This is a genomic window from Pseudactinotalea sp. Z1732 (genome assembly GCF_049724975.1).
In the GTDB taxonomy this organism is placed as follows: domain Bacteria; phylum Actinomycetota; class Actinomycetes; order Actinomycetales; family Beutenbergiaceae; genus CALKWS01.
The window spans coordinates 234721-255639 of the sequence record NZ_JBMPQC010000004.1 but is presented as its reverse complement, the minus strand read 5'-3'; the positions used below and the strand labels follow the sequence as shown (position 1 = coordinate 255639).

Below are 20919 nucleotides of genomic sequence, written 5' to 3'. Positions count from 1 at the left end.
CGGCCGGCAGGGACGCCGGTGCCAACGGGAGGTAGGGCATGCGCAAGGTACTCGCGGTCGCGGCCACACTGGCGGTGGGTCTGACAGGTGCGGCAATGGCAACGCCGGCAGCGGGAGATATTCTCCCCCTCGCCGAACGTGAACGAGGGTGGGACCGCTCGAACGCGCCTCACCACCTACTGCGAGACGGCACGCCGGAGGAAGCCGGGCTCATCGCCAGCCGGCTCGCGGCCATCGAACCGGCCCTCCACGACGGGCTCACGGCCGACCCGACCCCGCTCTACCCGGGCGCTGTCGCCCTCGTCGCGGCGAATGGGGTCATCGCCGAACGTACCGCCGTTGGCCACTCGGTGCGCTGGGCCGACCCCGACACCGAGTTGCCCGCCGAGGAGCAGATCGAGATGTCGACCGACACGATCTTCGACCTGGCCTCCCTCTCCAAACTGTTCACCGCGGTCGCGGTGATGCAGCTGGTCGAGCAGGACGAGATCGACCTCGAGGATCCCGCAGCCGCCTACATTCCGGCTTTCGCCGCTGAGGACAAGGAGGACGTCACCCTCGAGCATCTGCTCACCCATACCGGTGGACTGCCCTCGTGGATCAACCTGTACTCGGCTTACGACGACATCGACTCGCGCCTGGCGGCGGTCTACGGGATCGCCCCCCTGAGCGAACCCGGTGAGGAGTACCGCTACAGCGATCTCGGTCTGATCGTGCTCGGCAAGATCGTCGAGGAGGTCTCGGGCCTGGCACTGGATGAGTACGTCGAGGCTCGCATCACCGGCCCGCTGCAGATGGCCGACACGACGTACAACCCCCCGGCCGAACTTCTCGATCGGATCGCCGCCACCGAGTACCAGCCGCTCGCCGAACGCGGACTGGTCCACGGTGAGGTGCACGACGAGAACGCCTGGTCCCTCGGTGGAGTCGCCGGCCACGCCGGCACGTTCGCGACTGTGGACGACGTGGCCGTCTTCGCCCAGATGCTCCTCAACGGTGGCAGTTACGACGGCGCCCGGATCCTCGAGCCCGCCACCATCGAGACCATGATGCAGGACTACACCGGACACGCCTCCAACGCCCACCGCGGGCTCGGCCCGGAGTTGGAAGCCTGGTACTACCACGACGTCCTCACCACCGCGGAGTCCGCGGGACACACTGGCTTCACCGGAACGTCGCTGGTGATCGACCCGCACTCCGACACGGTGGCGATCCTGATGTCCAACCGGGTCCACCCCAGCCGGGACTGGGGAAACGTCAACCCGGTGCGCCGAGCCGTGGCTCGTGCCGCCGGCCTGGCCCACCCGATGACCGGCTTCACCCATGGCTCCGCCTGGTACTCCGGTATCGGGGACGAGTTGGAGCACTCCCTCACCGTGCCCGCGCGTCTCGACGGTGCCGGTGAACTCGCCTTGGACGTGTGGTTCCACACCGAGCCCACCGACTACCTGCATATCGAAGCGTCGACGGACGACGGCGACACATGGGAACCGCTCAGCGGCACCCTGACTGCTGATGGCGACGCGCTCTCTGCACCGGGCTGGATCTCCGGTGACGGCCTGAGCCGCTGGTGGGATGCCCGCTTCGACCTCTCCGGCCTGGATGGTCACGTCCTGCTTCGACTGCGGTACGCCACCGACGAGTTCTACTCCGGGCGCGGCGTCTACTTCGACCGTATCCAGGTGACCGCCGACGGCGTGAGGATCTTCGACGACTGGGACCTGGCTGACCGGGCGCGGATGCAGGTCGAGGGCTGGACCCGCGTGGACGCCGAAGGTGAGGAGGTGCACGAACCCGTCGAGCAGTTCCGCGGCTACTGGGTGGACGCCTTCAACCCGGGCATCTACGACGCCGAGGAGGTTCAGAACCTCGTCGCCGACGCCGAGAAGGTCGGCGCCAACGCACTCATCGTGCAGGTGGGGCGCCGCTACGACTGCTTCTGTAACAACTCCGCCTTCCCGCGCACCGACGCCTCCATCGACCCGGCGCCCTACGACCCGCTCGAGGAGGTCATCGAGCAGGCCCATGCGGCGGGGATCGAGGTGCACGCCTGGGTGAATGCCACGACGCTGTGGAACCAGGCCGCCCCACCCAGTTCGCCCGAGCACGCCTACAACCTGCATGGACCGGGGGCCGAGGGCGAGGACCGTTGGCTGAACCAGCGTGTGGATGGCACCGAGCAGGTGGGGAACAACACCTGGATCGACCCGGCTCACCCGGGCGCCGTGGACTATTTCGTCGATGGCGTTGCCTCGATCATGGAGAACTACGACGTCGACGGAATCAACCTCGACTACATTCGCTACCCCGATCACAGCGCGGATGAGAGCCAGAACGAGTGGGGTTACTCCGAGGTCTCCTTGGCACGCTTCGCTGAACACACCGGACGCGCCGACGTGCCCGAACCGGACGATGCGGAGTTCTCCGACTGGCGGCGCGATCAGGTCTCGGCCCTGGTGCGCAAGGTGTTCCTGGAGATGTATGAGATCGATCCACTGGCTCGGTTGAGCATCGACGGCATCACCTACGGCTTCGGTCCGGTCAGTCACGACGACGGCTTCGAGGGCACCCGCACCTACGCCAACGTTTCCCAGGACTTCCGGTCGTGGCTCGATGAGGGGATCATCGACACGGTCACCGCGATGAACTACAAGCGCAACTGGATGGATGACCAGGCGCGTATGTTCGCCGAGTGGAACGACGCCCTGATCGAGTACCGGGCCGGGCGCCACGTGGTCAATGGTCCTGCGCTGTACCTCAACGAGATCGAGGACTCCGTGGCCCAGGCGCGCCAAACGGTCGATGCCGGCTTCGATGGCTGGTCGGGCTACTCCTACGCCAACGCCTCACTCACCGCCAACGCGTCCGGCTCCTCGGCGGTCAAAGACGCCGAGCGTCAGGCGTTGGCCGAGGCGCTGCGCGAGGAGGTGTTCGCCGCCGATGCTGACGTTCCGGAGATGGACTGGAAGACCAACCCCACCGACGGGCACCTGTCCGGCACCCTCCTCGCGGACGAGGATGGGCAGATCGACGGCGTGACCGTCACCATCGAGGCGGTCGACGGCGAGTCCGCGCAAGCGCGCACGGACGGCTCCGGATGGTTCGGCGCGGTCGACCTCGCCCCGGGCGCGTACGTCGTCAGCGCGACCGGCGCCGAACCGGCCGAGGTGACCATCGTCGCCGGTGAGGTCGCGCGTGTGGAACTGGAGCCGGCCGAGGAGCCGGCGGATCCGGCCGCCGCGCTGGAGAAGTTGACCGTCTCGTTGGAGGCCTACATCGACTCGGGTGGGGTGGACGGTCCGATCGCCCACCAGTTGGAGAATGCGCTGGAGCAAGCACAGCAGCACCTGGCCGCTGACCGGGAGACTCCGGCGATCCGTGCGATGGAACGGTTCCTGCGCCACGTGCAGAATCCGAAGGAGCCGGACACACTCGCGGACGCCGCTCGTGATGACCTCACCGGTCAGGCCGGGGCGATCCTCGAGCAGCTTCAATAGTCACCGGACGACCCGGTTACTGACGGCCCGTGCCCGGTGCCCGCTTCCCGCGCTTGCGCGGAAGCCCGGGAAGCGGGCACGGCGTGGCTCAGGTGAACTCACGCCCAGCATGCCGACCATGGCAGGGTGGGAGCATGACGACGATTGCTTTCACCGGCGGACATGTCCTGCCTGTTGACGCTGAGCCCTTCGATGGCACGGTGGTGGTCACCGACGGGGTGATCAGCGCGATCGGGCCGAAGGCGAAGGTCCCGCGGGGCGCCCAGGTGGTCGATGCGACCGGACAGTGGGTGCTGCCCGGTTTCGTTGATGCCCACACGCACCTGGGTACGCACGAGGAGGCCGAGGGCTGGGCCGGTAGCGACGTCAACGAGATGACCGACCCGGTCACCGCCCAGGTCCGGGCACTGGACGCTATCAACCCCAAGGAGACGGGCTTCGCCGACGCCCTGGCCGGCGGTGTCACGGCGGTGTGCGTCAATCCTGGCTCCGGCAACGTCGTCGGCGGTTTGTGCGTAGCGATCCACACCCACGGCGATGTGGTCGATGAAATGGTGCTGCGCTCTCCCGCCGGACTGAAGTCGGCGCTGGGTGAGAACCCGAAGCGGGTGTACGGGGACAAGAAGACCATGCCCTCGACCCGGCTGGGCACCGCCGCGGTGCTGCGGCAGGCGTTCGTCGAGGCGCAGAACTACGTGGCCAAGCGCAATGCGGCCAAGGGTGACTTCGATGCACGCAACCTCACCCACGAGGCGGTCGCCTCGGTGCTGGCCGGGGAGATCCCGTGGCGCCAGCACGCCCACCGCGCTGACGACATCGCCACCGCGCTGCGCGTGGCCGAGGAGTTCGGGTACGAACTGGTCCTGGACCATGGCACCGAGGCGCACCTGGTGGCCCAGCAGATCGCGCAGCGCGGTGTGCCGGTGCTCATCGGCCCGCTGTTCACCAGCAGGTCGAAGGTGGAGTTGCGCGAGCGCAGCCTGGCCAACCCCGCCAAACTCGCCCGGGCCGGAGTGACGATCTCCATCATCACCGACCACCCGGTCGTCCCGATCAACTTCCTGGTCCACCAGGCCACGCTCGCGATCAAGGAGGGCCTGGACCGCGATACCGCGCTGCGTGCCATCACGCTGAACCCGGCCAAGGTCATCGGCATCGACGACAAGGTGGGATCGCTGAGCAAGGGCAAGTACGGCGACATCGTCCTGTGGAGCGGGGATCCGCTCGATGTCATGCAGCGCGCACAGCGGGTCTTCATCAAGGGCCAGGAGGTCTACTCCTACTCCGCCGACGAAGCCAACGCGCCCGCGAGTTCGTAGCCTTTAGCCCCTGGGTGCCAGTTCGCCTGGCGCGCAGTGCACGCTGAGCGAAACGGCTCGGGTAGTCATCGGCGTCGAAGAAGGTCAAAAGCATTGACCAGCGATCAGCACGGGCGCAGGATTGGAGCGACTCCGCCGGCCTGCCGCTGTGGCCGGTTCGGGCGACGAGTCCGAATCGCGGGGCGCCGACTCCGACCTCCGCAGGAGAGAAGGCGTCATGGCTTCGCCGACCATTTCCAGCCCGCACATCGACACGCTCCGCGGCCGGGTCCAAGGCTCGGTCATCACCCCGTTGGATCCCGGCTACGACGAACAGCGCCGCATCTGGAACGCGATGGTCGATGCACGCCCGGCTGTGCTCGTACAGGTCACCGCACCCGGCGACATCGCAGCAACCCTCGAGTTCGCGCAGTCCCACGCCTTGCCTCTGGCGGTGCGCGGCGGCGGGCACAACGTGGCTGGCCACGGCACCGTGACGGACGGCGTGGTCATCGATCTGAGCGCGATCAACAGCGTGACGGTCCTGGACGATCCCGCCCAATCGGTAGGTGACGGTGCCGCAGTTCGCATCGGTGGTGGTGCCACTCTGGCCGACGTGGACCGCGTCACCGCCCCGATGGGCCTGGCTGTCCCGCTCGGAGTCGTGTCCCAGACCGGGGTGGGCGGCCTCACCCTCGGGGGCGGCATGGGCTGGCTCACCCGTGCCTATGGGTTGACCGCGGACAATCTGCTCGACGCCGAACTCGTCGCAGCCGATGGCTCGCCCATCCGGGCCGCCGATGACCCCGAACTGCTGTGGGCGCTGCGCGGCGGTGGCGGGAACTTCGGCGTCGTGACGGCGTTTACCGTCCGCGCGCACCGACTGGGTTCGGACATCTACGGAGCAAACCTCGTCTACAGGTCATCCCGGTGGCGCGGGGCATTGAGCGCCTGGGAGAACTGGACGCGGGACCTGCCCGACCAGATGCAGTCGATCGTCACGGTGATATCCCCGCCTCCGGAATTCGAGCTCGGTACCGAACCGGTGCTGATCGTCGGGGCCGCGTGGTCCGGCCGCGAGCCCCAGCAGGGCGAGGACCTGATTGCTGATCTCCGCGCCGCCGCCACGCCGGAGGATGAGGAGGTCGGCCTGGTCCCATGGACCGAGTGGCAAAGCGCCATGGACTTCTTGTTTCCCCGGGGTGTGCGCGGCTATTGGAAGAACACCTCCTTCGACCACCTCGACGACGACGTCATCGAGATCCTGGTCCGCCGCGGCACCGAACAAACCTGGCAGGGCACAGCCTTCGACATCCACCACATGGGTGGTGCCTTCGCCCGCGTTCCGGTTGATGGAACCCCGTTCCCGGCACGGGATGCGCGCTTCTGGCTGAATTGCTACGGGTTCTGGCGGGACCCGGGCGATGACGCGGCTCGCACACGGTTCGTGCAGGACCTTGCCCTGGATATGGCGCCCTTCGCCGGCGACGGACACTACGTCAACTTCGCTGCCCGCGACGAGCGAGTGCCCCGCGTCGCGGCCGAGGAGACGTTCGGCCGGTCGAAACTCTCCCGGCTCGTGGAGGTCAAGCGCCGGTACGACCCGAACAACGTGCTGCGGCGCAACCACAACATCCCGCCGGACTGAGGACCCCAGGGCGCCAGGTCCACCCGGCGCTCCGTCAAGTCGGCCTGGTCGCCCACGTAGGCGATGAGCGGCCCGGCGGGGTTGACCGAGCGTGAGCCGGTATGCCCCAAGAGTGCGCAGCAGCCGGCGGTAGTGCTGCTGGGTCCGGCTCAGCGGCAGCATCGGCACGTACCGCTCGATGGTCGCTGCTCCGGCTCACGGTCCTAGTGATGGCACCCATGGGGTCACCGCGTGCACCGGGTCATCGGTAGAAGGTGGGTTGTTCGACGAGCCGCACTGGTTCGATCCGTCCGGACCGTTGGGAGGTCACCCCGGCCTCGCAGCACGCTGCCGTGGCGTAGCCGTCCCAGGCGGTGGGCCCGGAGGTGGTTCCGGCACGGACCGAATCGACCCACTGCTGAATCTCGGCGTCGTAGGCCACCTCGAACCGGTCGTAGAAGTTCTGCGAGATCGCCCGGGACTCCTGCTGGGCGGAGGTGACCTGCATGCCGGTGGCGTACCCAGCGGAGACGACCCCGTTCTCGAACACCGCCTGCGCCTCCACCTGGTATCCCAGGCCGGAGTTCATAAAGATCTCCACATCGGCGAGCAGACCCGAGGAGGTCTCCAACAGCACCAGTTGCGGGTCACGCATGGCGCCCTTGCGGGTGCTGCGACTGGTGCGCACCTGCACGGAGGTCACTTCCTCCCCGGTGAAGAACCGCACCGCGTCGAATTCGTGCACGACGGAGTCGTTGATGAGCATCTCCTCGGTGAACCCTGGCGGAGCCGCAGGATTGCGGTGCTGGAAGTGCAGCATCAGCAGCCGACCCAACTGTCCGGAGTCGATGACCTGCTTCAACTGGCGGTATTCGGTGTCGAATCGTCGGTGGAAGCCCACCTGGATCGTGCGCCGGCCGCTGCGTTCCTCGGCCTGCAGCACGCGCAGTGCTGACTCGGCAGCCGGGGTCAGGGGCTTCTCGCACAGCACCGGTAGATCCGCCTCGATCAGTTGCAGCAGGGCCACCTCGTGCAGGAACCCGGGAGTCACCAGCACGACCGCATCTGCACAGTCGGCGGCGACGAGATCGTCGATAGTGCCGAACACCCGCGGCTGAACCTGCTGGCGGGCGCTGGCTCCGGCTGCCACGGAGCGGGCCCGGTCGGCGTCCACGTCCGCCAGGGCACTGACTATCGCACGTTGAGTGGTTCCGGCGATCCGTTCGACGTGATTGGCCCCCATCCGCCCGGTGCCGACGACTGCGATTCGCAGATCGCGCTCGGATACCGGTCGCCCGGTGGACTCTGCCGGTGCTGGCTGCCGCTCGGCGCGCACCTGATGGGGTGGCTGCACCTCGTCATCGGTGCGTCCCTCAGTGGATGGCATCGGTTTCTCCTGCGGTGGCGCTGGGGCCCAGCAGCGGGCGCTGGCGGGCTTTCTGCTCGGTGTAGGTGACGTGAGCAGCCTGGGTGGTGTCCAGGTCGGAAACCTGCGCCACGGGCACGTCCCACCAGGCCTCGGAGTCCGGCGCTCCCTGGTACAGATCAGAGGCGATGTGGATGAGCACCGGCCCGGTGTCCTCCGGTAGCGACCTGGCGTGGTCCACGGCCCGGCGAAGGTCGTCGATCGCGCCCGGACCACGGTCGATGCGGATCACCTGCACGCCCAGCGACTCGGCGTTGGCGGCCAGATCCACGGGCAGTTCCCCGCCGTCCTCAAAGGAGTGGCGCTGGGGGTCCAGGTAGCGGAACTTGGTGCCGAACCGTTGGCTGCCCACGGTCTCCGACAGGGATCCGATCGAGGCGAATCCGTGGTTCTGCAGGAGCACCACGATCAGTTTGATCCGTTCGGCCACAGCGGTGACCAGTTCGGTATGCATCATCAGATAAGACCCGTCCCCCACCATGACCACCACGTCCCGCCCGGCGCCTTCGGCGAGCGCGGCCCGTTTCACACCCAGGCCGCCAGCGATCTCATAACCCATGCAGGAGAACGCGTACTCCACGTGGTAACCGTAGGGGTCCTTGATCCGCCAGAGTTTGTGCAGGTCCCCCGGGAGGGAACCGGCGGCGCAGATCACCACGTCCTCATCCGCCATGGCCCGGTTCACCGCGCCGATGATCTGGCTCTGGGCGGGTAGCGGCTGGTCCTGGATGGTGAACGCCTCGTCCACCGTGGCATCCCAGCGTTGCTTCTCTGCCCGGATGAGTTCCGCCGCCTGCTGTCCTACTTGGTAACCCACGGAGCCCAGTGCCGCCCGCAGAACCGGGATCGTCTTTCCCGCGTCGGCGATGATCGGGACCGTCACCCCGAGTTTGTACGTGTCGAAGCCGGTGATGTTGATGTTCACGAACCGCAGCGCGGGGTTCTGGAACAGTGTCTTGGAGGCGGTGGTGAAATCGGAGTAGCGCGTCCCGATACCGATCACCACATCGGCCTGTGCGGCGTAGGCGTTGGCCGCGGTGGAGCCGGTCGCACCGACCGCCCCCAGGGCCTGTGGATGGTCCCAGTCGATCACGCCCACACCCGCCTGGGTGTAGGCGACGGGGATGCCGGTGACCTCGGCCAGGTCACGCAGTGTGTCGGTCGCCAACGCGTAGTGCACCCCGCCACCGGCGATGATCAGCGGCCGGTGGGCGCCACGAATCACGTCCACCGCGGCCTCGATATCCACCTGTTCGGGGTCGGGGCGGCGGATGCGCCACTGCCGGGGGGCCAGGAACTCATCCGGTACCTCGATCCGTTCGGCCTGCACGTCCTGGGGCAGTGAGATCGTCACCGTGCCGGTCTCAGCCGGGTCCATCAGCACCCGCATCCCGGACAACAGGGCGCTGAACACCTGTTCGGGCCGCTCCACCCGGTCAAAGAACCTGCTCACCGGCCGGAATAGATCGGCGCAGGCGATGGTCGCGTCGTGGGGCAGTTCGAGTTGCTGCAGGACCGGGTCCGGGGCCCGAGTTGCGAATTCGTCGGAAGGCAGCAGTAGTACCGGTAGCCGGTTCGTAGTGGCCACCGCCGCACCAGTGATCATGTTCGTGCTGCCCGGTCCGATCGAGGCGGTCACGGCGTAGGTCTGGCGCCGCCGGGTGTGCCGGGCGAAGCCGGTGGCTTGATGCACCAGGGCTTGTTCGTTGCGGCCCTGGTGGAACGGCATCAGCCCGGGGGCATGGGTCTGGACCTGCTTGAGGGCCTGGCCCACACCGGCGAGGTTGCCGTGCCCGAAGATTCCGTGCATGCCTGGGATGGTGCGCACCTCGGTGCGGTGACCATCGATAAGGTCGACAGTCCATTGGTTGGCCAGGAACTCCACCGCGGCCTGCGCCACGGTCATGATGCGGGTGCTCATTCAGGGGTCTCCTTCTCCACGGAGTCGTCGCGCAACAGCGACGCGGCGGTGTCGATCGCGCCGGCCACGTCACCATCCTCGGGGTAGAGCAAGGCCCGGCCCACGGTCAGGCCCTGCACCCCGGGTAGCGCCAGGGCCGGGCGCCACGTGTCCAGGATGTCCTCAGTGGGCCCGGCCGCGCTGCCGCCCAACAGCACGGTGGGCAGGGTGGTGGCGGCCATTACCCGTTCCATATCCGGTACCACGGGCAGTTTCAGCCAGGTCCGGGCCGTACTCGCCCCGAGCCCCTGGGCGATGGCTACCGAGCGCACCACCGCATCGGTGGACAGGTCGTTGACCACCTGGCCCTGGCGTTTGACGGCGATGAACGGTTCCACCATCGCCAGCAGCCGGTGCCGGTGCAGGTCGTCGACGGCGTGGGCGGTGGCCTCCAAGAGCGAGGTGGTGTGTTCGTCGTCGTAGGCGATGCGGGTGAGCATCTTGCCGCCGTCAGCACCGATCTCTGCCAAGGCCGGAGCGGTGTGGGCGGTGAACCGGTCATCGATCTCGTTCACCAGTCCGGGCAGGCCGGCGCGGTTCATTGAGCCGAACACGAGTTTGCCGTCCAGCGCGCCGAGTAACAGCAGGTCATCCAGCACGTCCGGGGACGCCAGCACCCCGTCCACCTTGGGGCTTGCCAGGGCGGTGCACAGCCTGTCCAGCAACTCCCGCCGGTCGGCCATGGCGAAGGAGTCACCGTTCACCTCAAGGGCGCCGCGGGCCGGATGGTCGGCGGCGATGATGAAGACCTGTTTGCCCGGGCGTGGGCCGGGGTGGCGGCGCCGGGCACGGGCGACACGCAGCACCGAGTCGGGGTCCTGCACACGCAGGTCGGTCAGATGCTCATACCGTCTTGGGTCGCAACTCCCGCTTCGCGCCGGTTGGGCCACGGTCATTCCTTCTTCCGGGCGGGCTCGGCCGGCGGCCGGTCCGGGACGGCGCGTCCGGCGTCGCGCAACATCTGGTAGATGCGGGTGGACGTGGGCATCGCTTCGGAACAAGCGATCTGCCCCGCGACGTGGGCGCCGGCGGCGTTGGCGAAGTCCAAGATCTGTTCCAAGGGCCAGCCGGATAACAGCCCGTGGCATAGCGCCCCGCCGAAGGAGTCCCCGGCGCCCAGCCCGTTGACGGTCTCCACCTGGATTGGCTTGGAGGTGACGCGTTCCTCGGCGGTGGCGGCCATGACGCCCTCGGATCCCTGTTTGACCACGGCCAGTCGCACTCCGGACTCCAGGAGCCGGTCGGCCTGGTCGTGGGCGCTGCCGGGACCGACCGCCACGGCGCATTCCTCGGTGTTACCCACCGCCACCGTCACCGAGGGCAGGATGCGCATCACCTGCTCGCGGGCCTGGTCCACCGAGTCCCAGAACATCGGCCGGTAGTCCAGGTCCAGGATGGTCTGTTGCCCGGCGATGAGTTCATCGCGAGGACGGGCCCGATGCATCGCGACCTGTGCTTCACGGGAGGCGGGTCGCACCATCCCGGTCAAGGTGGACCAGAAGATGCTGGTGTGCCGCACCGCGTGATAATCCACCTCATCGACCGCGATCTCCCAGTCCGGCGCCGACGGGCTGCGGCCGTAGAAGTACAGCGGGAAGTCCTCCGGGGGTTGGATCGCGCAGAACGTCACCGGGGTCTGCAGCCCGGGCACGGCGGTCGCCCACCGGTCGTCCACGCCGTAGCGCCGTAGTTCGCGGCGCAGGTAGACCCCGAACGGGTCATCGCCAGTGCGGGTGATGACGGCAACGCGCCGGCCGTGCCGAGCGGCGGCCACCGCCACGTTCGTGGAGGAGCCGCCCAGGTACTTACGGAACCGGGTCACATCCTCCAATGGCACGCCGATGTCATCGGGGTAGATGTCCACACTGATGCGGCCAGTGGTGATGAGGTCGTAAGCCACGCGTGCTCCTAGCGGATCCGGGTCCGGGATCCGCAGCCGCATAGGTACCGGCGGGTGCGGGCAGCGATCGGCAGGGGTATGTCGAAGGAGGCCACCGGGTACATATCCTGTTCCACGATGCAGTAGAACCCGCGGCCCAGTTTCTCCAGTTCCTCGATCACCACGGCCAGGTCGGGAGCGCCCGCCGGCGGTTCGACCATCACCCCGGCCTTGTTCGCCTCGGCCCAGGCGAGGTTGTTCCGGCGCACCACCTCCATGATCGTGGGATCGACCTGCTTGAGGTGCAGGTAGCCCACCCGGTCGGGATAACGGCGGATCAGGTCAGCCGATGAGGCACCCCCGTATTCGACGTGCCCGGTGTCCAGGCAGATACTGACCAAGTCCGGGTCGGTACCTTCGATGAAGCGCTCGATCTGCTGCTGGCTGCACACGTGCGCATCGGCGTGGGAGTGGAACTGCTGGTGCAGGCCGTACTCCTCATGCAGAACCCGACCCAGTTCGTTGTGCCCATCGAACAATCGCTGCCACTGGTCGGTGCTGAGGTCTTTATCCTCCACGGGCTCGCCGGTGACGTCATCGCGCCACATCGCCGGGATCACCACGATGTGTTCCCCGCCCACCGCGCTGGTGAGTTCGGCCACGCGCCTGGCCTGGTTCCACGTGGCCCGGCGTTCATCCGTGTGAGTGCGGTGGAACGCGGTGAACACCGTGCCGGCACTCACCTTCAGATCCCGCGCGGCCAGTTCGTCCTTCAGCTGGGAAGCGTCGGTGGGCAGGTAACCGTAGGGACCTAGTTCGATGATGCGGTAGCCGGCTTCGGTTGCTTCGTCGAGGAAGCGGTTCCAGGGGGTCTGCTTGGAGTCCTCGGCGAACCACACTCCCCAGGAATCCGGTGCGGTGCCGATCAGCAACGGCGCCTCGGTACCGTCCTCGGCGACCTGGGGCCTATGGGTGGGCGTGTGCGTCATTGTCCTCCTCCAGCCGCGGTTACAGCGAGAGGCCCGTTCGGCGGCCCCGCGAGTTGGCCTGCAGGTTCCAGTCTTCCGAGAAGGCTGTCCTATTGTCAAGACAAACAAAGGGAACGGCGAATAGCATCGTCCTTCCGAGCGCCTGTCCCTCAGGTGTTATGACACGCCCGGCTTGTCATGACAAACTAACCAAGGTGCAAAGGAGACGCCCCGTGCCCGCCTCACTCGAGATCGATCTGGACCGCTCCTCCCCGGTGCCGCTGTATCACCAGGTCGCGTCGGCCATCGAGAGCGCCATCCGCGACGGCACCCTGCCTCCGGACACCAAACTGGAGAATGAGGTGGCCCTCGCGCACCGATACAACCTGTCCCGGCCCACGATGCGTCAGGCGATGAACCAACTGGTCCGTAGCGGGCTGGTGGTGCGTCGCCGCGGTGTGGGCACCCAGGTGATCGGCCCCCGTGTGCGGCGCGACCTGCGCTTATCAAGTTTGTACAATGACCTGGTCTCCGAAGGAGCAAACCCGCAGACGACGGTCCTGTCGTTGGAACGGATCGGCGCGCCGGCCCAGATCGCCGAACCGCTGAGAATCGCCACCGGCGATGAGGTGTGTCATCTGCGCCGGTTGCGGAGGGTGGACGGCCAGCCGCTGGCGGTCATGGAGAACTGGGTGCCGAGTAGTGTCGCGCACCTGGACAAGGAGTCCTTGGAGCAGGATGGCTTGTACAACATCTTGCGCAAGGCCGGGATCGACTTCCGGATGGCCCATCAGCGGGTGGGCGCCACCACCGCCGGCACCGAGCAGGCTGAACTGCTCCAGTGCAATCGCGGTTCGGCCTTGGTGATGATGGAACGCACCGCCCTGGATAGCCGTGGCATCGCGGTGGAGCACGGGCACCACCTCTACCGGGCAGACCGGTACTCCTTCGACATCACCCTGGTGGATTGACCAGCCGGCAGGACCGTCGAGCACGAAAGTGAGGACTCGCTATGCCCCATGCACAGACCAGGCCCTGGTTCCACCCCGCAGGTAGCACCGGCCACGGCCCCTGGGCTCTCGACCTGGGTACGGCTGACTCGGTCGTCCAGGTGCCAGGGTGGGAGCACACCGGCATCCGTAGCGCGGAGATCGCCCCCGGCGGACACGTGCATCTGGGTGCCCAGAACGAAGAGCGGCTCGTGCTGCCGTTGAGTGGTTCCTTCGACGTGCAGGTGGAAGGGGCGCGGTTTGAGTTGGAAGGCCGCGAGTCGGTGTTCCACGGCCCCACCGATGTGCTGTACGCCGGTATCGGCACCGAGGTGCGGATCGGTTCAGCCGATGGCGGTCGGGTGGCCGTCGCCTCGGCCACCGCCACCGTGGAGTACCCGGTCCGGCACGTGGGCAAGGCTGAGGTGCCGGTGGAACTGCGCGGGGCAGGTGCGGCCTCGCGCCAGGTGCACAATTTCGGCACCCCGGCCGCATTGGATGCCGACCGGTTCATCGTGTGCGAAGTGCTGACCCCGGCGGGCAACTGGTCGTCCTATCCCCCTCACAAACACGATGAGGAGACCGACGGCGAGACCGCGCTGGAGGAGATCTACTACTTCGAGATGCAGCCCGCCGAGGGCATGCCTGTCCCCCAGCCCGAAGAGGGCGGGCCGGACCTGATGGGGTATCAGCGCGTGTACGCCTCGGACGACCGGGAGATCGACGTCACCGCCGAGGTGCGCACCGGCGACGTGGTGCTGGTGCCCTATGGCTGGCACGGGCCGGCGATGACGCCGCCGGGGCACGACATGTACTACCTGAACGTGATGGCCGGCCCCGGCCCGCTGCGGGCGTGGTTGATCAGCGACGATCCGCACCACGGGTGGATCCGGCGCACCTGGGAAGGTCAGCAGATCGACCCTCGTCTGCCGTTCGACGGCTGAGGACACATGGTGGCCACCACGATCGGGCTCCTCGGAGCCGGACGGATCGGGACGCTGCACGCGGCGAACCTGCGTGCCCTGGCAGAGGTGGAGGTGCTGATTGCCGACGCCGAGCCTGCCCGGGCGCAGCAGGTCGCCGTCGACCTGGGCTGCTCAGCGGTGGCAGACGCAGAGGCCTTGTTCGCCCGAGATCTTGACGGCGTGGTGATCGCGACGGGCACCGACCAGCACGCGCCGTTGGTCCAGCGGGCAGCAGCGGCCGGGGCTGCGGTGTTCTGCGAGAAACCCCTGGCGCGGACCACTGCAGAAGCCTTGGCGGTGCTGGAGGCGATCGACGCGTCCGGGGCCACGGTGCAGGTCGGTCACCAACGGCGCTTGGATCCCGGATACCAGGAGGCCCGACGGGCGTACCGGGCGGGAGAACTGGGGTGGCTACACACCGTCCGAGCGGTGACCGCGGATCAGTTCCCACCAGCGGTGACGTTCCTGGCCACCTCCGGTGGGTTGTTGCGGGACTGCTCAGTGCACGATTTCGACATCCTGCAGTGGATCACCGGGCAGCGGATCATGGAGGTCTATGCCCGCGGCTCCAACAACGGCGATCCGACTATCGGCTCCGTCGGGGACGTGGACTCGGCAGTCACGCTGGCCACGTTCGCAGACGGAACCCTGGCCACAGTCTCGGCCACCCGGCACAACGGCGCGGGACATGATGTACGGCTGGAACTGCACGGGTCCGTAGGTACCATCCAGGTCGGCCTGGATGCCAGTTATGCGGGCCGAAGCGCTGAGCCTGGATTCGGCTACCCCGCCGGCCAGGTGCACAGCACGTTCCACGAACGATTCGCCGACGCCTACGCGGCGGAGATGGCGGCGTTCGTAGCGTTGGTGCGCGGCTCCGGCGCCAACCCCTGCCCTCCCCATGAGGCGGTGGACGCTGGGCGTGTCGCCGACGCCGCGCAGGCATCGCTGGACTCAGCAGTACCGGTCCGGGTGGCGCGGTGACCGTCGGTCCTGCAAGGCGACGCGGTAATGGTGGTGCGGCGTTCACCGCCCGAGCACGCGCTCCGCTGCGCTGATGATGAGCGACGCACGCCAGGCCAGAGCGCGCGGAGGGTGTCCCAGTCCTGATACCGCGCGCTCACGAACACCCCGCATGTGACCCGAATACACTCCGAGACCCTTGGTGCGCCCCCGGCGACTCAGGTGCACCCCCACAGCGAGCAGGTGCGCACCGGCCAGGACCACACGGCAATGATCCCGGCCGGGTTCGATGAGCCTGTTGCAGCGCGGGCTGCTATTCCGCGGCCTTCTATTTCGCGGCCTGCTCCTCCAGCGCGGCCGCGAACTCCGCGGCGTTCTCGGCTGTCACCAATGTGGTGTCGATGGCGATCTCGGCTTCCACGTCTTCACCGGCTGCCACCCGGATGGCTTCCTCGATGCTGCGAGCACCCATCTCGTAAGCGCCTTGGGCCATGGTGGCGTCCAGTTCACCGGCGATGATGGAGTCGATCGCATCGCCGGTCCCGTCCACGCCTACGATGAAGAAGTCATCGAGGTCCAGGCCCGCTCCGCGAACGGCCTCGATGGCACCCAGAGCCATGTCGTCGTTGGCCGCGAAGATCACGTCCAGCTCGGGGTTGGCCTGCAGGGCGTCGGCGGTGACGGCGCGAGCCTGCGCACGGTCGGAGTCGGCTCCGAGATCCGCCACGAGGTTGAAGTCAGTGCCCTGCAGCACCTCCAGTGCGCCGTCGATGCGGTTGTCGGTGGAGGGGTTACCGGCCACACCGCGGATGGTGAGCAATTCCCCGGAGCCCGCCTCATCGAGAAGGAACTCGCCCACTGCCTGACCAAGGTCCCAGTTGTCGGTGCCGATGAAGGTTTCCGCTCCGTCCCACCCCTCGATGTTGGTATCCAGCAGTACCACCGGGGTGCCTTCGTCCACGGCGCTTTGCAGGATCGGTTGGAGTTGCTCGGCCTGGGTGGGAGAGACCACGAGCACGTCGGGCTGGTTCGTCAGGTCCGCCTGGATGCGGTCGATCTGTTCCTGCACCTCGGTCTCCTGGGTCGCGCCACCCACGGTGACGTTCACTCCGTGTTCGGCCGCGGCATCTTCCACCCCGCCCATCACCTGCAGCCAGTACGGGGAGGTGGTGGTCTTCAGCACCACGGCGACGTTCAGCGCATCATCGTCGCCGCCGTCGCCATTTCCGTTACCGCAGGCGCTCAGTGTCAGGACCGCAGCGGCGGTGAAGGCTGCACCCACCCGCCATTTCTTGCTTCTTGACGCCATGATCTACTCCTCCTTGTGGGTTCTCGCACCCACGATCAGTGAAACCATTTCCTCCATCGTCTCTGCGGTGGGCACGACCTCGCCGACCACACCGCCTTGTCGCATCACCACTGCCTTGTCGCACACCTCGACCACGTGATCCATGTTGTGGGAGATGAGGACGATCGAGACGTTGTACCGGCGCGGCAGTTCAGCGATCGTGTCCAGCACGTTGCGCGTCTCCCGGACCCCGAGTGCCGCCGTCGGCTCATCGAGGATCAGCACCCGGGTGGCGAACGCCACTGCGCGGGCCACCGCTACCGCCTGCCGCTGGCCCCCGGACATCAGGCCCACCGAGGAGCTAAAACTCGGCAGATGCACCTGCAGGGAGTCGAGTTTACGACGGGCCTCGGTTTCCATCGCTTTGCGGTCCAGCCAACCCAGGGCACGCAGCCAACGCGGCTTAGTCAGTTCGTTGCCCAGGTACAAGTTGGAGACCACGCCGAGGTTGTCGAACAGCGCCAGGTCCTGGTACACGGCTTCGATGCCCAGGGCCCGGGCGTCGTTCGGGGAGCGGATGTCCGCCGGATTCCCATCGATGTAGATCCTGCCGGCATCGAGCCGGTGTACACCGGTGATGGCCTTGATCAGCGTGGACTTCCCGGCCCCGTTGTCGCCGAGCAGTCCCAGTACCTGGCCCTCATCCAGCGAGATGCTCACGTTGTCCAGAGCCCGCACCGGCCCGAAGAGTTTCGAGGCGCCGCGCACTTCCAGGATCGGCGGAGTGCGCCCGGACTCTGCGGGGGCTGGTGCTGCTACGGCATCGGACATGTCACTTCGCCTTCTGGTCAACTTCCTTCTGGTCAACTTCCTTCTGGTCGACTTCCTTCTGGTCGACTGGTTTGTGTTCAGCCTCCGCAGTTTTCAGCCGGGTCTCGAGGCGTTGACGGACCACGTCCATCTCCACGGCTATGATGACCACCACGCCAAGCGCCACGTACTGCCAAGCTGCGGCGACGTTGAGCAAGTTCAGCCCGTTCTGGATCACGCCCAGGATGAGCGCCCCCACTAGCGCCCCGAACACGGTGCCCCGGCCGCCGAAGAAGCTGGCTCCCCCGATGATGACTGCCGCGATAGCGGACAGCTCCAGCAAGTTCCCGGCCGTGGGATAGGCCGAGTTGGTCTGCCCGGAGACCACGAGCGCTGCCACGCCAGCGAAGAAGCCGCTGATCACGTAGACCGAGATCAGCACTCGGTCCACGGGGATCCCCACTCGTTTGGCACCTTCCTTGTTCGCACCCACCGCATAGATCCACTGCCCCCAGGTGATGCGGGAGAGCAGGATGTGCACCAGCAGCGCGAGGCCGAGCACCAGGAACACCGCGATGGGCACGCCGAATACGCGATGACTGCCAAGGGCGAGGATGGCAGGGGGCATACCGGTGATCGGCCGGCCTTCGGAGATCAGCAGTGCAGCCCCGCGGGCTACCATCATCATCGCCAGTGTGGCCAGGAACGGGTGCGGTAGCCGACCTTTGACGAACAAGGTGCCGCTGACCGCGCCGGCGAGGATCCCCCCGGCGATCATGCTGGGGATGATCAACCAACCTTCCACGATGTTGGCTTCCCGGACCCACAAGGCACCGAGCACACTGGCGAAGGCGATCACCGAACCCACCGAGAGGTCGATCCCGGCGGTGATGATGACCAGCAATTGACCCAGCGCCAGCAGCGCCACCACCGAGGACTCCAGGCCGATGTTGCCCAGGTTGCGCCCGGACAGGAACACCGGGGTGAGAATGGACATCGCGATCGCTAGGAGCAGGAGCATCAGGGCCGGCCCCATCCGAACCAGTGTGAGGCCCCAACGCAGACGCTCCTTGTCCGCTACGGGTGCTGTCACAGGTCTCCCCCGTCCTTGTTGGGAACCGGCACCTTGCGTGTGTGGTATTTCATCCTGACCAGCACCCGATTCCTTGTCAAGACATATTGACTAATACCTGCGCCATGCGTGCCGCGCCGGTACGACTCTATGGTGGGTGCAGCGCACTGATCGACGAACCCGCTCGCCGCGACATGGCCGTCCGATCGCGAATCTGGTGCGGGCCCGTCATCACGTGCGGGCGTCCGACCGTTCCCACCGGGGCGAATGGCTCAGACCGGCGCCACCTGGCGCAGGCAACCGCGGGAGGCGACCCCGGGCGGGCGTGATTCACAATGCTGCCCGACACACCGGATGTGCAGCAGGTGTTGGGCACTGTCGTTCGCCCCGTTGAAGACGATCACCCTCTGGTGTTCGGCGAACGCAAGGACCGCTCGCTGCTCAATGACGTCGTCATCCTCCTCGCAGCCGACCCTGCTGACGCCGGTCGCCTACGCCGCGGGCGTCAACGGCGCCGGCGGGCTCTGGGGAACCCGGCGGCTGGCCGGTACCGGTGGGCTGGGGAGTTCAAGCACGACGGCGGTTGCCTCCCGCGGTGGCCGACATCGACGACGAGGCGGCCTGGACCGGCATCCTCGCTCGCCACCCGGTGCTGCCGGACACCCGACACCGATTCCTCGCGGAGAGCGCCCCGGGCAACCCACGCCGAGGGGAGGTGCTCGGATGAGTGCCATCGACCGGTCATCAAACTGGAATGTCAGTGGCCGCTAGTACGGTTGTTCTATGTCGACCACCTCCGTCGCCGATCCGGTGACCCAGGCGCCAGCGGTGCTGGGCCAGGTCACCGAGAAGTTGAGCGACCTTCCTCAGGGCGAGTGGTGGCGAGCCACGGAGAGTGACCTCGTCGATGTGCTCGGTGCGGTGAACCGGCTGCGGCACGAACTCGCGCGCGTAGAGGTCCATGCCACCGCCGAGACGCTCAAGCGCGGCCTGCCCAAGGATCGGTGCCTGTCGCCGGCAGACTACCTGTCCGAGGCCCAGGCCCAGCGGGCACCCGCACCACCGGTGGGGCACGCCGTGAACACCGTCCGGTTGGCAGAGGCCGTCCAGCAGGTCTCCGAGGGTGCCGACCGAACGGATTGTCTGCAGGAGACCGTCGCCGCATTCGACGCCGGAGTCCTCGCCGCGTCCCGGGCCGGCACGATCGTGCGGTTCCACAACGAGGTAGCGCCCCATTCACCCCCTCAGGCGCTGGCCACGACCATGCGCACGATCAACAAGGGCGCCAAGGACTCCCACGGTCCCCGCGGAATGAGCAGGGATCCACTGGGCCGGGATCACGATCCGAACTCCATCGTTCGGCGCCGAGGGTGGAGCGAGCGCGAGTTGCGCACGATCCTGTCCCAGGCCCGCCGCATCATCAAACCGGCCACCGAGTCCGAACGCGAGGAGGAACGCGGCCGGGCCTTCCGCACCCTGCACTCCAGCACGCGCGAGAACGGGATGACCGAGTACGCCCTGGTTGTCGAGCCCGAAGCCGCCGCCACCATCGATGCCGCTGTCTCAGCCTTGTCCGCCCCAGTCAAAGGTGAGGATGACACCCCGGATCCGCGCACTCCGGCCCAACGACGCGCAGATGCACTGCTGACCGTCATCCGGCGCGGGGTCTCCGCCCCCGACGGAGTGCCGAAAACGACCAAGGCCCAGGTGATGGTCACCATTCCACTGGCAGATCTGCTCAGCACCACCCAGGGTGCCGGCATCACCGCCACGGGGCAGGTCCTCTCCCCCGGCACCGTTCGGCGGATGGCCTGCGACGCCGGGGTCATTCCGGCCGTACTCGGCTCGCAGGGGGAGATCCTGGACCTGGGCACCAAGGTGCGCCTGTTCACCGAGGGACAGCACCGGGCCCTGTGGCACCGCGACCAGCGGTGCACCTTTCCCGCCTGCACGATCCCGGCGCAGTGGTGCGATGCCCACCACGTCGAGCACTGGGCTAACGGCGGACCGACGAACCTGGACAACGGGGCGTTGCTCTGCCCCCGGCACCACACCTATGTGCACAGTTTGGACTTGACCGCCACCGTGACCACCACCGAGGTCACATGGCACACCTGACTACCCCGCCCCGCACCCGGCTCGCAAGGGCCGGGACAGAGGCATGCCTGTGCAGCAGC

Annotated in this window: 16 protein-coding genes; 8 read left to right on the top strand and 8 right to left on the bottom strand. The window is 67.3% G+C overall.

Going from position 1 to position 20919, the window contains the following annotated elements; translation table 11 throughout:
* Positions 1 to 38 precede the first annotated feature (38 nt).
* From ACPL7H_RS10480 to ACPL7H_RS10470, 3 genes are all read left to right on the top strand, one after another.
* Complete coding sequence (locus ACPL7H_RS10480; protein ID WP_424796874.1) at positions 39 to 3497, top strand: serine hydrolase; 3459 nt, start codon at positions 39 to 41, stop codon at positions 3495 to 3497.
* Between the two features lie 134 nt (positions 3498 to 3631).
* Positions 3632 to 4816 (top strand): amidohydrolase, encoded by a 1185-nt coding sequence (locus ACPL7H_RS10475; protein WP_424796873.1) that lies wholly within the window; start codon positions 3632 to 3634, stop codon positions 4814 to 4816.
* Between the two features lie 217 nt (positions 4817 to 5033).
* Positions 5034 to 6443: an FAD-binding oxidoreductase gene (locus ACPL7H_RS10470; RefSeq protein WP_424796872.1), complete on the top strand. Its 1410-nt coding sequence runs from the start codon at positions 5034 to 5036 to the stop codon at positions 6441 to 6443.
* Between the two features lie 241 nt (positions 6444 to 6684).
* Here the strand turns inward: ACPL7H_RS10470 and ACPL7H_RS10465 are convergent, their stop codons facing one another.
* The 5 genes from ACPL7H_RS10465 to ACPL7H_RS10445 are packed head-to-tail and all read right to left on the bottom strand — an operon-like array spanning position 6685 to position 12676.
* A complete protein-coding gene (locus tag ACPL7H_RS10465; RefSeq protein WP_424796871.1) occupies positions 6685 to 7809 on the bottom strand; it encodes a Gfo/Idh/MocA family protein in 1125 nt (374 codons plus the stop codon).
* Positions 7796 to 9769, bottom strand: a complete 1974-nt coding sequence (iolD, locus tag ACPL7H_RS10460; RefSeq protein WP_424796870.1) for a 3D-(3,5/4)-trihydroxycyclohexane-1,2-dione acylhydrolase (decyclizing) — start codon at positions 9767 to 9769, stop codon at positions 7796 to 7798. The genes ACPL7H_RS10465 and iolD overlap by 14 nt, the downstream gene beginning before the upstream one ends.
* Positions 9766 to 10704, bottom strand: coding sequence for a Cgl0159 family (beta/alpha)8-fold protein (locus ACPL7H_RS10455; protein WP_424796869.1), 939 nt, complete (start codon positions 10702 to 10704; stop codon positions 9766 to 9768). The genes iolD and ACPL7H_RS10455 overlap by 4 nt, the downstream gene beginning before the upstream one ends.
* Positions 10701 to 11708, bottom strand: coding sequence for a 5-dehydro-2-deoxygluconokinase (gene iolC, locus ACPL7H_RS10450; protein ID WP_424796868.1), 1008 nt, complete (start codon positions 11706 to 11708; stop codon positions 10701 to 10703). Before iolC ends, ACPL7H_RS10455 begins: the two co-directional genes overlap by 4 nt.
* An 8-nt stretch (positions 11709 to 11716) precedes the next feature.
* Complete coding sequence (locus ACPL7H_RS10445; RefSeq protein WP_424796867.1) at positions 11717 to 12676, bottom strand: sugar phosphate isomerase/epimerase family protein; 960 nt, start codon at positions 12674 to 12676, stop codon at positions 11717 to 11719.
* A 212-nt stretch (positions 12677 to 12888) separates the two neighbouring features.
* On the opposite strand from ACPL7H_RS10445, the gene ACPL7H_RS10440 reads away from it, so the two are divergent.
* Genes ACPL7H_RS10440 through ACPL7H_RS10430 form a run of 3 tightly spaced genes read left to right on the top strand, consistent with a single transcriptional unit; the run spans position 12889 to position 15593 of the window.
* Positions 12889 to 13626: a GntR family transcriptional regulator gene (locus ACPL7H_RS10440; protein ID WP_424796866.1), complete on the top strand. Its 738-nt coding sequence runs from the start codon at positions 12889 to 12891 to the stop codon at positions 13624 to 13626.
* A 41-nt stretch (positions 13627 to 13667) separates the two neighbouring features.
* Positions 13668 to 14588 (top strand): 5-deoxy-glucuronate isomerase, encoded by a 921-nt coding sequence (iolB, locus tag ACPL7H_RS10435; RefSeq protein WP_424796865.1) that lies wholly within the window; start codon positions 13668 to 13670, stop codon positions 14586 to 14588.
* A gap of 6 nt (positions 14589 to 14594) precedes the next feature.
* Positions 14595 to 15593, top strand: a complete 999-nt coding sequence (locus ACPL7H_RS10430; protein ID WP_424796864.1) for a Gfo/Idh/MocA family protein — start codon at positions 14595 to 14597, stop codon at positions 15591 to 15593.
* Positions 15594 to 15900: 307 nt separating this feature from the next.
* On the opposite strand, the gene ACPL7H_RS10425 is transcribed toward ACPL7H_RS10430, so the two are convergent.
* Genes ACPL7H_RS10425 through ACPL7H_RS10415 form a run of 3 tightly spaced genes read right to left on the bottom strand, consistent with a single transcriptional unit; the run spans position 15901 to position 18763 of the window.
* Positions 15901 to 16881, bottom strand: a complete 981-nt coding sequence (locus ACPL7H_RS10425) for a sugar ABC transporter substrate-binding protein (RefSeq protein ID WP_424796863.1) — start codon at positions 16879 to 16881, stop codon at positions 15901 to 15903.
* 3 nt (positions 16882 to 16884) lie between these two features.
* Positions 16885 to 17691, bottom strand: coding sequence for an ATP-binding cassette domain-containing protein (locus ACPL7H_RS10420; RefSeq protein WP_424796862.1), 807 nt, complete (start codon positions 17689 to 17691; stop codon positions 16885 to 16887).
* Between the two features lies 1 nt (position 17692).
* Positions 17693 to 18763: an ABC transporter permease gene (locus ACPL7H_RS10415; RefSeq protein ID WP_424796861.1), complete on the bottom strand. Its 1071-nt coding sequence runs from the start codon at positions 18761 to 18763 to the stop codon at positions 17693 to 17695.
* Between the two features lie 574 nt (positions 18764 to 19337).
* Between ACPL7H_RS10415 and ACPL7H_RS10410 the strand changes: the two genes are divergently transcribed.
* Complete coding sequence (locus ACPL7H_RS10410; protein WP_424796860.1) at positions 19338 to 19469, top strand: hypothetical protein; 132 nt, start codon at positions 19338 to 19340, stop codon at positions 19467 to 19469.
* 56 nt (positions 19470 to 19525) lie between these two features.
* Positions 19526 to 20860, top strand: a complete 1335-nt coding sequence (locus tag ACPL7H_RS10405; RefSeq protein WP_424796859.1) for a DUF222 domain-containing protein — start codon at positions 19526 to 19528, stop codon at positions 20858 to 20860.
* Positions 20861 to 20919 lie beyond the last annotated feature (59 nt).

What these genes read in the sequence shown, in the direction of transcription:
- ACPL7H_RS10480 (WP_424796874.1), top strand. Translation starts at nt 39, where the DNA reads ATGCGCAAGGTACTCGCGGTCGCGGCCACACTGGCGGTGGGTCTGACA.
- ACPL7H_RS10475 (WP_424796873.1), top strand. Translation starts at nt 3,632, where the DNA reads ATGACGACGATTGCTTTCACCGGCGGACATGTCCTGCCTGTTGACGCT.
- ACPL7H_RS10470 (WP_424796872.1), top strand. Translation starts at nt 5,034, where the DNA reads ATGGCTTCGCCGACCATTTCCAGCCCGCACATCGACACGCTCCGCGGC.
- ACPL7H_RS10465 (WP_424796871.1), bottom strand. Translation starts at nt 7,809, where the DNA reads ATGCCATCCACTGAGGGACGCACCGATGACGAGGTGCAGCCACCCCAT.
- iolD (WP_424796870.1), bottom strand. Translation starts at nt 9,769, where the DNA reads ATGAGCACCCGCATCATGACCGTGGCGCAGGCCGCGGTGGAGTTCCTG.
- ACPL7H_RS10455 (WP_424796869.1), bottom strand. Translation starts at nt 10,704, where the DNA reads ATGACCGTGGCCCAACCGGCGCGAAGCGGGAGTTGCGACCCAAGACGG.
- ACPL7H_RS10445 (WP_424796867.1), bottom strand. Translation starts at nt 12,676, where the DNA reads ATGACGCACACGCCCACCCATAGGCCCCAGGTCGCCGAGGACGGTACC.
- iolB (WP_424796865.1), top strand. Translation starts at nt 13,668, where the DNA reads ATGCCCCATGCACAGACCAGGCCCTGGTTCCACCCCGCAGGTAGCACC.
- ACPL7H_RS10430 (WP_424796864.1), top strand. Translation starts at nt 14,595, where the DNA reads ATGGTGGCCACCACGATCGGGCTCCTCGGAGCCGGACGGATCGGGACG.
- ACPL7H_RS10425 (WP_424796863.1), bottom strand. Translation starts at nt 16,881, where the DNA reads ATGGCGTCAAGAAGCAAGAAATGGCGGGTGGGTGCAGCCTTCACCGCC.
- ACPL7H_RS10420 (WP_424796862.1), bottom strand. Translation starts at nt 17,691, where the DNA reads ATGTCCGATGCCGTAGCAGCACCAGCCCCCGCAGAGTCCGGGCGCACT.
- ACPL7H_RS10405 (WP_424796859.1), top strand. Translation starts at nt 19,526, where the DNA reads ATGTCGACCACCTCCGTCGCCGATCCGGTGACCCAGGCGCCAGCGGTG.